Consider the following 12,750-nt stretch of genomic DNA (forward strand, 5'->3'; position numbering starts at 1 on the left):
TGTCGGTGCTCGTGGTCATGCCGTGGCCTCCTCGAGGTGCAGCTGGTGCCCGCGCAGCCGGCGGACGTCGTTGTCGGGGATGTCGTCGCGCAGCAGCGACGCCGCGGACACGTACTTGGAGAAGGAGCGCGGCCGCGCACCCAGGGAGCCGAGCAGTGCGTCCGCCGACGAGGGCCGCAACCCGCCCTTGGTCTCCACCAGCACCCCACTCCTCGTCGACCCACACCCGGCCGCCGTCGAGCGTGCAGTCCACGCCCCAGTCGAGGGTGACCCGCAGCGAGGCGTCGGTGTCGGCGAGCGTCAGCCGCTGGTAGTCCACCCGCATCGACGGCACCAGGGAGGACACGTCGACGTCGACACCGCGCTCGACAGGACGCCGGTGGCGAACGCCGCCTCGTCGGAGCCGAGCAGGCCGTGCTGGTCGGGGCGGCTGGCGGTGACGCTCTTGTGGGTCCGCCGCGGCCGTCGCGGGTCTTCACCTCGAAGCGGCAGAGCTGGTCCTCGACGTACATCCGGCTGCGCACCTTCCAGCGCCGGCGCCGCTGCTGCACGTGGTCGCGGCAGGCGTCGAGGCGCGGGGTGTCGAAGTAGACCGAGCAGTACGACGTGGTGCGGCGCTCGTCGATGGCGAGCACCCGGAACGACGCGGGCAGGCCGGCCAGGAACGACTCGGCGACCGCCGGTCGACGAGGTACTTGCGGTCCACGCGGGTCAGGTTCGCCGCCTCGGCGACGACCTCGTCGAGGCCGACGGTGGCCCGGTCCGAGACGTCCAGCGGGTCAGGAGCGGAGGAAGGGCGCTCAGCGGGCATCGGCGGCGGCCTCGCTCTCGGCGGCGTCGGCGCGGGCCGTCACGGTCTGGGCGTCGTTCCACGCCCACCAGGTGTCCTCGACCGTCACGCGCACCCGGACCCGGGTGGTGTCGCGGACGAAGTCGACCTCGTCGACGGTCAGCCCGACCGGCTCGAGGCCCGTCCGCTCGCGGACCGCGGCGGTCACCGCGTCGGAGTCGGTGAGGGCCCGGTCGAGGGTGATCCGCATGATCCGCGTCGGCCGGGTGACCCGGGACTCGTCGGTGAGCCAGATCGCCACCAGCAGCACCACGTCGAGGGCGACGACGATCGCGAAGTTGCGCTCCGGGAGGCCGTTGACCAGCGCCAGGATCAGGGCCACGAAGGTGTAGGCGACGTCCTTGAGCGTGAAGGCCGCGCTGCGCAGCCGGACCAGGCTGAGCAGGCCGAACAGCCCGAAGCCGATGCCGGTCGGGAAGTCGCCGGCGCCGATCGCCGACACGGCCGCGAAGAGGCCGATGTTCAGGGCGGTGAAGACGAGCGTCATCTCGGGGGCGGCCGCGCGGCGTCGGTAGAGCACGCCGACGAGCACCAGCATCGACAGCACGTCCAGACCGAGGCGGGCGGGACCTCCGAGGTTGCCGAGCACGCTCGACAGGAGGTTCGAGAGCATGGAGAACACCTTTCGCGGGACGGAACGGCGGCCACGCTATGAACGGAACGTGAAGTGCCGATGAAGTCCGGCTCAGGTGGTGGGGAGCAGCACCGTGACGGTCATCTCACCGCCGTGGTCGCAGGGGATCTCCTCGGCAGCAGGCGCGGCGCCGTACTGCTGGTGGTGTCCGGACGAGCAGAGCCGCAGCTGCCCGCCGGCCCGGGTGACCAGGCTCTCCACCAGTGACAGCCCCAGGCCGAACCCCTCGCGGGACCGGGAGCTCGCGGCCCGGGTGAAGCGGCGGGTGGCCGTGGCGAGCAGCTCGGCGTCCATCCCGGGGCCGGCGTCGGTCACGCGCAGCCGGCCCCACTCGCCGACCCGGTCGACCGCCACGGCGACCGGGGCCGCGCCGTGCTTGACGGCGTTGTCGAGGAGGTTGCCGACCAGCTGCCCGGCGGCCGCCTCGGACAGGGGGACCGGCGCCGGCGCGGTGGTGATGGTGATCGCGGACCGGCCGCGACCCGTGGCACGGGCGAGCGCGTTGCGTCGGGCGACCTCGGCGGCGGCGACCGGCGCCAGGTCGCAGCCGACCTCGTCGATCCGGGCGTCGTGGCCGACCTCGAGGAGGTGCTCGGCCAGCTTCACGAGGCGTACGACGTCGGTCTCGATCTCGGCGAGGACCGCCTCGTGCTCGGCCACCGAGCGGGTGCGCCGCCGGGCCAGCTGGAGGCGCGTGGTGAGCAGGGTCAGCGGGGTCCGCAGCTCGTGGCTGGCGTCGTTGACGAAGCGCCGCTCGCGCTCGACGGCCTCCTCCAGCGCGTCGAGCATGGCGTTGAGGGTGTCACCGAGCCGGGTCACCTCGTCGTGGCGACCCGGCGGCACCTCGAGCCGGACCCCCGACGCGCCCGCGACGATGTCGGCGGCCTGGGCGCGGTAGCGCTCGACGGGGCGCAGCGCGAAGCGGGCCAGCAGGTCGCCGACGACGGCCGTGGCCAGCAGTGCGCCGAGGCCGGCGGCCGCGAGCTGGGCCAGCAGCTCGAGCAGCGCCTCGTCGCGGTGGTCGCGGCGGACCGCGACCACGAGGACGGCCGCCTTCTGGCCCGCGGCGTCCTGCCCGGCCGCGCCGGGCAGCGGCGTGGCGTAGACCCGCAGCGGGTCCCGGGTGGTGGGCAGCAGCGCGCCGATGTCCTGCCGCACCGGCCCGTCCAGGGCGGTGTGCACCGTCCGGGGGGACACCAGGGCCCGGCCGTTGAGCGTGGGGCTGGCCGCGAGGACGTGCCCGTCCCGGTCGAGGACCTGGTAGAGCTCGCTGCCCACGACCTGGCTCACGTCGGGCACCAGCTGGCCGTTCGGCCTGATCAGGGGGGTGAGCAGCCGGGTGTCCGCGGACAGGTCGCCGTTGAGCTGCCGGTCCAGCGCGAACTGCACGCGCCAGTAGACGAACGCCCCCCGCGCGTGAGCACGAGCAGCATGGTCGCCGAGAAGCCGGCCACCAGCCGGACCCGCAGCGGAAGCCTCGCCACCCGGCGCCGCAGGCGGGTGGTGCGCGGGGGCCGGTCGGTCACGGGGCGGGGTCGATCCGGTAGCCGGCGCCGCGCAGCGTGGTGATCGTGCTCGTCCCGAACGGCCGGTCGATCTTGGCCCGCAGGCCGGCCACGTGGACGTCGATGACGTTGCTGCGCAGGTCGGTCTCGCCGTCCCAGACCTCGTCGAGGATGGTGAACCGGGTGACCAGGCGCCCGGCGCGCTCCATGAGCAGCCGCAGGATGTCGAACTCGCGGGCGGACAGCTCGATCTCCACCTCGCCCCGCGTGGTGCGGCGGGAGGCCGGGTCGAGCACCAGGTCGCCCACCCGCAGCGGCTGCTCGTCGTCCCCGGCCGCCCGCCGGTGCAGGGCCCGCAGCCGGGCGATCAGCTCGTCGAGGTCGAACGGCTTGACCAGGTAGTCGTCGGCGCCGGCCTCCAGCCCCGCCACGCGGTCGGGCACCGTGGTCCGGGCGGTGAGCATCAGCACCGGCGTGCGGACCCCCGCCTCGCGCAGCCGCCGGCAGACGGTCACGCCCTCCAGCCCCGGGAGCATCCAGTCGAGCAGGAGAACGTCGTACGCCGTCTCGCCCAGGGCGGCGCTGTAGGCCGCGCGGCCGTCGCCCACGACCTCGACCTGCCAGCCGGCCTCGGTGAGGGACTGGTCGAGGAGTGCCGCGAGCCGGGGCTCGTCCTCGGCGACGAGCACCCTCACGGCGCTGCCTGCTGGGTCACGGCTCGACGGTAGCGTCCGGACCGTGAGGGTCCGATGAAGACGACGCCCGCGAGAGCGACGCTCCCGGTGTGGTCGCCGTGGCGCACGGTGATCTGGTTCGGCATCGTCAGCCTGTCCGCCGACATGGTCTACGAGGGTGCCCGCTCCATCACCGGGCCCTACCTCGCCTCGCTCGGGGCCTCGGCCCTGGTCGTCGGGGTGGTCACCGGCGCCGGCGAGGCCGCCGCGCTCGTGCTGCGCCTGGTGTTCGGTCCGCTCGCCGACCGCAGCGGCGCCTACTGGCCGCTGACGATCGTGGGCTACGGGATGACCGCGGTGTGCGTGCCGCTGATGGCGGTCGCCCCGTTCCTCGGCGGCGTGGGCCTCGCCTTCGGGGCCACGATGGTGCTCCTGGAGCGGACCGGCAAGGCCGTGCGGAGCCCCTCGAAGTCGGCCCTGCTCGCCCACGCCGCCCGCTCCGTCGGGCGCGGCAAGGGCTTCGCGGTCCACAAGGCGCTCGACCAGGTCGGGGCGTTCGCGGGGCCGCTGCTGGTGGCCGGCGTGGTCGCCCTGACGACGCACACCTGGGCCGGCCTGGCGGCGCTCGCGGTCCCTGCGGTCGCCGCGATGGTGCTGCTCGCCGTGATCCGGGTGCGGGTGCCCGACATGCGGGTGTACGACGCCCCCGAGCCCGCCTCGCTCGAGACCGGGTCCGGCGAGGCCGACGTGGCGCTCGACGTCCCGGCCCCGCCGGCGGGCGCGGCTCCGACGTCGACAGCGGTCGCCGCCGGGCGGCACCGGCTGCCGCGCGAGTTCCACCTGTTCGCGCTGTCGTGCGCGGCCAGCACCCTGGGACTGATGACGTTCGGCCTGATCGGCTTCCACCTCAGCGACGCCGGGCTGGTCCGGCCGGCGCTGGTGCCGGTGGTCTACGCGGTCGCGATGGCGGTCGAGGCGGTCTCGGCGCTGGCGACCGGGCTCCGGTACGACCGGGTCGGTCCGCGGGTGCTGCTGGTGCTGCCGTTCCTGGTGGCGCTGGTGCCGCTGCTCGCGCTGGCGAACCAGCTGGCGGTGGCCCTGGTCGGCGTCCTGATCTGGGGGGCCGCAGTGGGCGTGCAGGACTCGACGGTCAAGGCCCTGGTGGCTGACCTGGTGCCCGCGCCGCGGCTGGCGACGGCGTACGGCGTGTTCGCGGCCTGGCAGGGTGCGGCAGCGCTGGCCGGTGGCCTGCTCGCGGGAGCGCTCTACGGCGGCGGCCGGTGGGACCTGGTCGTGGTCCTCGGCGCCTGCCAGGTGGCGTCGCTGGTGCTGCTGGTCGTGGTGCTCAGGCGGCGAGACGGGTGAGGTCGCGGTCGGCTGTGTCGCCCGAGGTGCCGGCCTCGGTGTCGGTGCCCAGGCGGACCGCCCGCCGCGCCGGCGCGCTGTAGGCGAGGAGCACGACGACCATGAGGATCGGCACGAGAAGCGTGAAGCCCATGGCACTTGCGGTGAACACGGCGACGAACGACATCTCGGGTCTGCTCCTCGGTTTTCGGGCCGGCCGGTCTGAACGGTCGAGCCGGCTGTGCGTAACAGGTACGTGCTCGAAATGCGCCCTGCTGAAACATGTTCCGCGCAACTTTCTCGCGGTGAGCCTGGTCACGGCCGGCTGACCAACCCTTTGCCACACTCGAGGACATGCCGACCCTCTCGGACTTCTCCGTCCGCAGCATCCACGGCGAACAGGTCGACCTCGGGGACTACTCCGGTCAGGTCGTCCTGGTCGTCAACACCGCCTCCCAGTGCGGGTTCACCCCGCAGTACCAGGGGCTGCAGGAGCTCCACGACGCGTACGCCGCACGCGGCTTCAGCGTGCTGGGCTTCCCGTGCGACCAGTTCGGTGGCCAGGAGCCGGGGACCGAGGCCGAGATCGCCGCGTTCTGCGAGCGCAACTTCGGGGTCTCCTTCCCGCTGTTCGCCAAGGTCGAGGTCAACGGCGCCGGGGCGGACCCGCTCTTCGCGTGGCTGCGCTCGGAGAAGGGCGGCCTGCTCGGCAGCCGCATCAAGTGGAACTTCACCAAGTTCCTGGTCGACCACCGTGGCCGCGTGCTGAAGCGCTACGGGCCCACCACCGCACCCGAGAAGATCGCCGCCGACATCGAGTCGGCGCTCGAGCGGACCGGCGAGGAGGCGGCTTGAACCGCTTCGCCGCGCGCACCGACGCCCAGGCCGTGGTGCGGGCCGGACGCGACGAGATCTGGGCGGCACTGACGGACCCGGCCCTGGTGGCCCGGATGACACCGTTCGTGAAGAGCATCGAGGCCGACGGGGAGCACTGGCTCTGGGAGATGACGAGCCTGGAGGTGCTCGGCGTCGGCGTCGCCTCGGCGTTCACCGAGCGGATGACCTTCACCGACCTCGAGCGCATCGAGTTCCGCCACGACCCGCCCGCCGGGAAGCAGGAGCGGACCGGGGTGCACGGCTGGTACGACCTCACCGACGCCGACGGGGGCACCCACCTGGCCACCAGCCTCGAGGTGTCCGTCGAGCTGCCCCTGCCCCGGGTCTCGGGCCCGGCCGTCAGGACCACCATGAAGGGCGTGATGGCGACGATGGGCCAGCGCTTCTCCCACAACCTGCTCGACCACCTCGGCGTCGCCCGCTGAGCCCCGCCCGGGGTGCGGTGTGGGTTCGGTGTGGGTGCGGGCTGGGTGCGGCGTTTCGGTCGTTGCGGTCGCAGGTGACTTGAACGTAACCACGGGCTCGGAGGATGGTTCGACCATGGCCGCCACCACCTCGTCGTACTCGATCACCATGCGCCTGCACACCGCGCCCGACCACGGAGTGGTGGGAGCGGTCGCCACGGCGATCGCGCAGGCCGGCGGGATCGTGACCGCCATCGACGTCGCGGAGTCGAGCCACGAGCGGCTCGTCGTCGACGTGACCTGCTCGGCCAGCGACGCCGACCACGCCCACGAGCTCGAGCAGGCGGTCGACCTGGTCGCGGGGGTGCACGTCTACAAGACCAGCGACCGGACCTTCCTGCTGCACCTCGGCGGCAAGATCGAGGTCTCCTCCAAGGTCCCGCTGCGCAACCGCGACGACCTGTCGATGGCCTACACCCCGGGCGTGGGCCGGGTGAGCATGGCGATCGCCGAGCACCCCGAGGACGTGTGGCGGCTGACGACGAAGGGCAACACGGTCGCGGTGGTGACCGACGGCTCGGCCGTCCTCGGCCTGGGCAACATCGGCCCCGGCGCGGCGATGCCGGTGATGGAGGGCAAGGCCGCGCTGTTCAAGCGCTTCGCCGACATCGACGCCTGGCCGATCTGCCTCGACACCCAGGACACCGACGAGATCGTCCGCGCCGTCGAGATGATCGCGCCGGGCTTCGGCGGCATCAACCTCGAGGACATCGCCGCCCCGCGCTGCTTCGAGATCGAGCGCCGGCTGCGCGAGAGCCTCGACATCCCGGTCTTCCACGACGACCAGCACGGCACCGCGATCGTGGTGCTCGCCGCGCTGACCAACGCGCTGCGCGTGGTGAAGAAGGACCTCCCCGCCGTGCGGATCGTGGTGTCCGGCGGCGGCGCGGCCGGCACGGCCATCGTCACGCTGCTGCTCGCCGCGGGCGTCACCGACGTGGTGGTCGTCGACCGAGCCGGTGCGCTCTCCGCGGACGACGACAGCCTCGCGCCCGCCCACCTGGAGCTCGCGAAGGCCACCAACCCGCGCCGGGTGCGCGGCGACCTGCAGACCGTGCTCGCCGACGCGGACGTCTTCATCGGCGTCAGCGCCCCGAAGATCCTCAAGGCCGAGTGGATCAAGGACATGGCCGACGACGCGGTCGTCTTCGCGCTGGCCAACCCGGACCCGGAGGTCGACCCGGCCGAGGCCGAGAAGTACGCCGCGGTCGTGGCCAGCGGGCGCTCTGACTACCCCAACCAGATCAACAACGTGCTGGCCTTCCCCGGCGTCTTCCGCGGCCTGCTGGACGCCCGGGCCCACGAGATCACCGTCGAGATGCTGCTGCGCGCGGCCAGGGCGATCGCGCACGTGGTCAAGGACGACGAGCTCAACCCCAACTTCATCATCCCGACGGTCTTCCACCCCGACGTGCCGAAGGCGGTCGCGGCGGCCATCCGCGGCACCGCCGACTGAGCCGCGCGCACTGAGGTGCGCGAACTGAGTGACCGGGGGCCGATACTGGCGCCATGCCCTCGTTCGCACACACCGAGACCGTCGCCGCCTCCCCCGAGGCCGTGTTCGCCATCCTCGACGACACCGACCGTACCCCCGAGTGGCTCTCGCGCTGCACGGGGATCGACAAGCTGACCGAGGGGCCGAACCAGGCGGGGACCAAGCTCCGCTACCACTACCAGCAGGGTGGCCGGTCAGGGACGATGGACGGGGCGATCGCTGCTCGGGAGGCCGGCCGGCACCTGACGATGCACTTCGTCGACAAGACGATGGACGTGACCATCGACTTCCGGACCGCGGCCATGGGCGAGCAGACCTCGCTCACCCACGAGATCGACATCCGCACCCACGGCTTCGGCAAGCTCCTCACGCCCATGATCAAGCGCTCGCTGCCGAAGCAGACGCTCGACGCGATGACCCGGCTGAAGGCGCTGGCCGAGGCGCAGGCCTGAGCGAGGTCAGCCCTTGCCCGACTCCTCCCAGGCGTAGAGCGCGGCCCCGACCGCCCCGGCGTGGTTGCGCAGGGTGGCGGGCACGATCTCGGTGTCGATGTCGAGCAGGGGCAGGAACTCGCCCGCCTTCTTGCTGACCCCGCCGCCGACCACGAACAGCTCGGGGGAGAAGAGCCGCTCCAGCTCGCGGTAGTACTTCGTGAGCCGCTTGGCCCACTTCTCCCACGAGAGGTCCTCGGCCTCGCGCACGCTGTTGGCCGCGCGCGTCTCGGCGGCGTGGCCGTCGACCTCGAGGTGGCCGAGCTCGGAGTTGGGCACCAGCACCCCGTCGTACACAAGGGCGGAGCCGATGCCGGTGCCGAGCGTGGTGACGATGACCAGGCCGCTGCGGCCCTTCGCCGCGCCGTACCGCACCTCGGCGAGGCCGGCGGCGTCGGCGTCGTTGACCACGTGCACGTCGCGGCCGGTGGCCTCGGTGAATAGGGCGTCGGCGTCGGCGCCGAGCCAGCCCTTGTCGATGTTGGCGGCCGAGTGGACCACCCCGTGACGGACCACGCCGGGCACGGTCACGCCGACCGGGCCGTGACAGTCGGGGAACTTCGTGAGCAGCTCCGCGAACACCTCGGCCACGGCATCGGGCTTGGAGGGCTGCGGAGTGGGGATCCGGACGCGGTCGGCGGTGAAGTCGCCCTGCTCGACGTCCACGGGCGCGCCCTTGATGCCCGAGCCGCCGAAGTCGATGCCCACGGGGTGGTCGCTGGTCGTCATCCTCCCAATCTCGTGGTTCCGGGGGGACCAAAGCAACTGTCGCGGCGGGTGAGGTCGTGCTTGCCTGATCGCGTCGGCCCCGCGCGGGGCCGGGAGGAGGGGTTCACGATGTCCGCCAAGCACCTCGCCGCCGCGCTTGCGGCGGCAGCGATCGCCCTGTCGGGGCTGGTCTCGAGCGGCACGTCCACCGCGGCGGGCGCCGCTCCGGCCGCGACCCGGGCGGCCCCCGCCTGCACGAACGCGTTGCTGACGGTGACCAAGGGCAGGCTCGAAGGCGCGGCCGGCTCGCGCTTCCAGACGGTCCGGGTGACCAACTCGTCTGCCCACGCGTGCTCCACCCCGGGGTGGACCCGCTACCACTTCCTCAACCGGACCGGCCTGATCGGCTTCCGCTCTGCGCGCAACCCCGGCTTCGACCCGAGCAAGGCACCCGTGGTGATCCACGCCAGCCAGACCGTGCGCTCGGTCCTGTCCTGGGTCGACCCGGGTCCGGTCCCGGCGGCGCAGTGCCACGCCCGGCACGCCACCGGCTTCCGGGTGCGGCTCGCCGGCATCCCCGGCTTCCACCGCCTGCCGCTGGACGCGATGGTCTGCACGACGAAGAAGTTCCGCCCGCACGGCACCCGGCTCTCCCACTGAGCCCCGGCCCTCGACCTGTCCCTGACCGGAGTTTACAAACCACACCCTCTTGTCAATGAGGTTTACAAACCCTATGGTCGTGTAAACCTCTCGGCAGGAAGGTCACGTGATGACACCGACGACCCCCGTGACAAGAACCGTCACCAGCAGCACCGTCGCGAACAGCACCGTCCCGAGCGGCTCGACCGAGCTGTGGAAGGACAGGAAGCGCTACCTGTGGCTGATCGGCCTGGTCGTGCCGTCGCTGGCCTTCATCGGCTACGGGATGTGGGCGCTCACCGGGTGGGGGGTGTGGTTCTGGATCGGCCCGATCGTGATCCTGGTCGTCGTACCCGCCATCGACCTGGTCGCCGGCCTCGACCGCTCCAACCCGCCGGACGACGTGATCGAGGCGCTGGAGAAGGACCGCTACTACCGGTGGATCACCTACCTCTTCCTGCCGATCCAGTACGCCGGCTTCCTCGGCGCGATGTGGCTGATCGGTCACGGCGGGATGGGCGGCTCCGACCTCTCGACGCTGGACAAGCTGGGCCTGGCCGTCTCCATCGGCTGCATCGGCGGGATCGGCATCAACACCGCCCACGAGCTCGGCCACAAGCGGGAGAGCCACGAGCGCTGGCTGTCCAAGATCGCCCTGGCGCAGAGCTTCTACGGCCACTTCTACATCGAGCACAACCGCGGCCACCACGTGCGCGTCGCCACCCCCGAGGACCCGGCCAGCAGCCGGGTGGGCGAGAACTTCTACCAGTTCTGGCCGCGCACGGTCCTCGGCTCGCTGCGCAGCGCGTGGAACCTCGAGAAGCGCCGCTACGCCCGCCGCAAGCAGCACCCGTTCCGCCTCGGCAACGACGTGCTCAACGCCTGGGTGATGTCGGCGGTGCTGTGGGGCGCCCTGGTCGCGTGGCTGGGGGTCGGGATCCTGCCGTACCTCGTGGTCCAGGCCGTCGTCGGCTTCTCCCTGCTCGAGGTCGTCAACTACATGGAGCACTACGGGATGCTCCGTCAGAAGGTCGGCGTCGGCGAGCGGCAGCGCTACGAGCGCGTCGACCCTTCCCACTCGTGGAACTCCAACAACATCGCCACCAACGTGCTGCTCTACCACCTGCAGCGCCACAGCGACCACCACGCCAACCCCACCCGGCGCTACCAGACGCTGCGTGACTTCGAGGAGTCCCCGGTGCTGCCGACCGGCTACGCCGGGATGATCGTGCTTGCGATCGTGCCCGCGATCTGGCGACGCGTGATGGACCCGCGGGTGCTCGCGCACTTCGACGGCGACCTGAGCCGCGCCAACCTGAGCCCTCGCAAGCGCGACCGGATCCTCGCGGCCTACCCGCCGCCGGCTTCCGGTTCTGCCGTGGGCGGCGGCACGGACGCCGCTTCGGGAGTCGCCGTCGACGAGGTGATGGCGGCGCGCTGCCCCGGCTGTGACTACGTGTACGACGTCACTGCCGGCGACGAGCACGAGGGGTTTGCCGCCGGGACCGCGTGGGCGGACATCCCGGACAGCTGGTGCTGCCCGGACTGCGGGGTGCGGGAGAAGGTCGACTTCGAGCCGGTGCGGCTCGAGCGCGACGTCGCCTGACAGTCCGGCGGTTGCCGGTTGGTGCCGGGTCTCCCAGATCAGATCACTCCCGCCGTCGCCTGCTTCGGATCCAGGTCGGTGGTGGTGCGCCGGGTCGCTGGGGTGGGAGGAACTCGGGCTTTCCGTCGGTCGGGTTGAGGCGGACCTGCCAGGGGGTGTGGTGGATGGTGCGGTGGTGGTGGCCGCAGAGCAGCACCAGGTTCTCGAGGCTGGTTTCTCCGTGGTCGGCCCAGTGGACGATGTGGTGGGCGTGGCCCATCACCGGGGGTCTGGTGCAGCCGGGGAAGGCGCAGTGGCGTCGCGGCAGACCAGGGCCCGCCAGATCGCGGGGGTGACAGTCGGCTGGTGCGGCCGACGTCCAACACCTCGCCTGGGTGCCGAGGGCGATGGGGATGAGGTCGGCGTCGCAGGCCATCCCGACGACCGCGGGGGTGAGCTCCAGCCCGTCGTCGGTGACGGCAGGCCAGCGGTGCCGAGGGTGGCCCAGTCGATCTCTGCTGGAGCCTCGAGGCTGGTGGTGACCGCGATCCGGGGTCGGGCGCCGTGGCAGTCGGGTGGCAGGTCGGTGGTCAGGGCGTGCCGGCAGGTCTCGACAGCGCGTCCCAGAGCCGGGCGCCGTGGTCCGCGGGTCCACGTTCTCGCCACCCGTGACCGGATCGACGGCGGGGCGGCTTGGTCAGCGGGGGAGGGCGGCCTTGATCGCCGCGGCGTCCTCGACGGTGCCCGGCCGCGGAGCCGGATGCCGCCGGCCCGTCCTCGACGATCGCCAGGAACCGACCGTGGTGGGCGGCCCGGTCCTGCCGCTCCAGCTCCTTCTCGGTCCTGCGTTCGGCGGCGTCGGGGTCGGCACCTCGACCAGGCGCCGGGCGGCCTTGGCCAGGTCGGTCGCGTTCACCGGGACGCGGCATCGAGGAACGCCTCCCCGTCCGCCCGCACCGTTGCGTCGGTCGGAGCCGGTCGACCGCGTCCACGATCACCGCCGCCTGCTCGGGCGACACCCGCCCCGCGACCATCGCGGCGTGGGTCGCGCAGCGCTCGTGGACCAGTGTCGGCGTGCCGGACGGTCTGGTGCCGGTGCCGCGGTGGGTGCCGGCCAGGTGGGTGAACCACTCCGCGGTCGACCCCCACGCCAACTCCTGCTTGGCGACCCCACGGGCGTGCACCTCCGCCAGCACCCCGGCTTCGAGGGCGGCAGGTGGGCGCGGAGCTTCTCGGCGACCACCACCGCCTCGACCAGCTCCTCCGAGGTTCTGGCGACCCACATCGTCTCGTCGAGTCAGCCACCAGCGTGTTGGCGGCAGCGAGCACCCCGGCGGGGGTGGTCGGCGTACCGGTGGGCTGCTCCATGACCAACTCAACCAGAGCCACCGACAGTCAGGGCCCGCTGACCTGCGGTTATCCACCGACAAAGGTAACGAATCGGTCACATGTTCGAGCATAGGG

At 72.3% G+C, this 12,750-nt stretch carries 15 protein-coding genes and 1 pseudogene; 7 read left to right on the plus strand and 9 right to left on the minus strand.

Going from position 1 to position 12,750, the window contains the following annotated elements:
- Window positions 1–15: 15 nt before the first annotated feature.
- From H0S67_RS24035 to H0S67_RS00205, 5 genes and pseudogenes are all read right to left on the minus strand, one after another.
- Entirely contained in the window at window positions 16–204 is a 189-nt protein-coding gene (locus H0S67_RS24035; RefSeq protein WP_246354992.1) for a hypothetical protein, read from the minus strand.
- Between the two features lie 272 nt (window positions 205–476).
- Window positions 477–635 (minus strand): annotated as a pseudogene (locus H0S67_RS27665) (VTC domain-containing protein); the annotation flags it as partial.
- Between the two features lie 165 nt (window positions 636–800).
- Complete coding sequence (locus tag H0S67_RS00195) at window positions 801–1,463, minus strand: DUF4956 domain-containing protein (protein ID WP_180934963.1); 663 nt, start codon at window positions 1,461–1,463, stop codon at window positions 801–803.
- A 72-nt stretch (window positions 1,464–1,535) separates the two neighbouring features.
- Entirely contained in the window at window positions 1,536–2,873 is a 1,338-nt protein-coding gene (locus H0S67_RS00200) for a sensor histidine kinase (protein WP_246354993.1), read from the minus strand.
- A gap of 133 nt (window positions 2,874–3,006) precedes the next feature.
- On the minus strand, window positions 3,007–3,684 hold the full coding sequence (locus H0S67_RS00205; RefSeq protein WP_180934964.1) for a response regulator transcription factor: 678 nt from the start codon (window positions 3,682–3,684) through the stop codon (window positions 3,007–3,009).
- A 54-nt stretch (window positions 3,685–3,738) separates the two neighbouring features.
- On the opposite strand from H0S67_RS00205, the gene H0S67_RS00210 reads away from it, so the two are divergent.
- Window positions 3,739–5,028, plus strand: coding sequence for an MFS transporter (locus H0S67_RS00210; RefSeq protein ID WP_180934965.1), 1,290 nt, complete (start codon window positions 3,739–3,741; stop codon window positions 5,026–5,028).
- Here H0S67_RS00210 and H0S67_RS00215 read toward each other — a convergent pair.
- Complete coding sequence (locus H0S67_RS00215; RefSeq protein WP_180934966.1) at window positions 5,009–5,194, minus strand: hypothetical protein; 186 nt, start codon at window positions 5,192–5,194, stop codon at window positions 5,009–5,011. The two genes, H0S67_RS00210 and H0S67_RS00215, sit on opposite strands and share 20 nt — an antisense overlap.
- 167 nt (window positions 5,195–5,361) lie before the next feature.
- Between H0S67_RS00215 and H0S67_RS00220 the strand changes: the two genes are divergently transcribed.
- The 4 genes from H0S67_RS00220 to H0S67_RS00235 all read left to right on the plus strand — a co-directional run bounded on the left by H0S67_RS00220 (window position 5,362) and on the right by H0S67_RS00235 (window position 8,315).
- Window positions 5,362–5,862 (plus strand): glutathione peroxidase, encoded by a 501-nt coding sequence (locus H0S67_RS00220; protein ID WP_180934967.1) that lies wholly within the window; start codon window positions 5,362–5,364, stop codon window positions 5,860–5,862.
- Window positions 5,859–6,329 (plus strand): SRPBCC family protein, encoded by a 471-nt coding sequence (locus H0S67_RS00225; RefSeq protein WP_180934968.1) that lies wholly within the window; start codon window positions 5,859–5,861, stop codon window positions 6,327–6,329. Before H0S67_RS00220 ends, H0S67_RS00225 begins: the two co-directional genes overlap by 4 nt.
- Window positions 6,330–6,444: 115 nt before the next feature.
- Window positions 6,445–7,824, plus strand: coding sequence for an NAD-dependent malic enzyme (locus H0S67_RS00230; protein WP_180934969.1), 1,380 nt, complete (start codon window positions 6,445–6,447; stop codon window positions 7,822–7,824).
- A 53-nt stretch (window positions 7,825–7,877) separates the two neighbouring features.
- The gene (locus H0S67_RS00235) at window positions 7,878–8,315 is read left to right on the plus strand and encodes an SRPBCC family protein (RefSeq protein WP_180934970.1); all 438 of its coding nucleotides are present in this window, start codon (window positions 7,878–7,880) and stop codon (window positions 8,313–8,315) included.
- A 6-nt stretch (window positions 8,316–8,321) separates the two neighbouring features.
- On the opposite strand, the gene ppgK is transcribed toward H0S67_RS00235, so the two are convergent.
- Window positions 8,322–9,083, minus strand: coding sequence for a polyphosphate--glucose phosphotransferase (ppgK, locus tag H0S67_RS00240; protein ID WP_180934971.1), 762 nt, complete (start codon window positions 9,081–9,083; stop codon window positions 8,322–8,324).
- A 108-nt stretch (window positions 9,084–9,191) separates the two neighbouring features.
- Here ppgK and H0S67_RS00245 point away from each other — a divergent pair, with 108 nt between their 5' ends.
- Window positions 9,192–9,722: a DUF4232 domain-containing protein gene (locus H0S67_RS00245; RefSeq protein ID WP_180934972.1), complete on the plus strand. Its 531-nt coding sequence runs from the start codon at window positions 9,192–9,194 to the stop codon at window positions 9,720–9,722.
- Window positions 9,723–9,831: 109 nt separating this feature from the next.
- Complete coding sequence (locus H0S67_RS26305) at window positions 9,832–11,307, plus strand: fatty acid desaturase (protein ID WP_180934973.1); 1,476 nt, start codon at window positions 9,832–9,834, stop codon at window positions 11,305–11,307.
- A gap of 43 nt (window positions 11,308–11,350) precedes the next feature.
- Here the strand turns inward: H0S67_RS26305 and H0S67_RS26310 are convergent, their stop codons facing one another.
- Both H0S67_RS26310 and H0S67_RS00260 read right to left on the minus strand, forming a co-directional pair.
- The gene (locus H0S67_RS26310) at window positions 11,351–11,722 is read right to left on the minus strand and encodes an HNH endonuclease signature motif containing protein (RefSeq protein ID WP_281368931.1); all 372 of its coding nucleotides are present in this window, start codon (window positions 11,720–11,722) and stop codon (window positions 11,351–11,353) included.
- A 154-nt stretch (window positions 11,723–11,876) separates the two neighbouring features.
- On the minus strand, window positions 11,877–12,482 hold the full coding sequence (locus tag H0S67_RS00260; protein ID WP_180934974.1) for a hypothetical protein: 606 nt from the start codon (window positions 12,480–12,482) through the stop codon (window positions 11,877–11,879).
- Between the last annotated feature and the right edge of the window lie 268 nt (window positions 12,483–12,750).

The organism is Nocardioides ungokensis, assembly GCF_013466985.1.
In the GTDB taxonomy this organism is placed as follows: domain Bacteria; phylum Actinomycetota; class Actinomycetes; order Propionibacteriales; family Nocardioidaceae; genus Nocardioides; species Nocardioides ungokensis.

Excerpts from the sequence above, each read along its gene's own strand:
- H0S67_RS00195 (WP_180934963.1), bottom strand. The coding sequence starts at position 1,463 with ATGCTCTCGAACCTCCTGTCGAGCGTGCTCGGCAACCTCGGAGGTCCC.
- H0S67_RS26305 (WP_180934973.1), top strand. The coding sequence starts at position 9,832 with ATGACACCGACGACCCCCGTGACAAGAACCGTCACCAGCAGCACCGTC.
- H0S67_RS00245 (WP_180934972.1), top strand. The coding sequence starts at position 9,192 with ATGTCCGCCAAGCACCTCGCCGCCGCGCTTGCGGCGGCAGCGATCGCC.
- H0S67_RS00215 (WP_180934966.1), bottom strand. The coding sequence starts at position 5,194 with ATGTCGTTCGTCGCCGTGTTCACCGCAAGTGCCATGGGCTTCACGCTT.
- H0S67_RS00220 (WP_180934967.1), top strand. The coding sequence starts at position 5,362 with ATGCCGACCCTCTCGGACTTCTCCGTCCGCAGCATCCACGGCGAACAG.
- H0S67_RS00235 (WP_180934970.1), top strand. The coding sequence starts at position 7,878 with ATGCCCTCGTTCGCACACACCGAGACCGTCGCCGCCTCCCCCGAGGCC.
- H0S67_RS00230 (WP_180934969.1), top strand. The coding sequence starts at position 6,445 with ATGGCCGCCACCACCTCGTCGTACTCGATCACCATGCGCCTGCACACC.
- H0S67_RS00210 (WP_180934965.1), top strand. The coding sequence starts at position 3,739 with ATGAAGACGACGCCCGCGAGAGCGACGCTCCCGGTGTGGTCGCCGTGG.
- ppgK (WP_180934971.1), bottom strand. The coding sequence starts at position 9,083 with ATGACGACCAGCGACCACCCCGTGGGCATCGACTTCGGCGGCTCGGGC.
- H0S67_RS26310 (WP_281368931.1), bottom strand. The coding sequence starts at position 11,722 with ATGGCCTGCGACGCCGACCTCATCCCCATCGCCCTCGGCACCCAGGCG.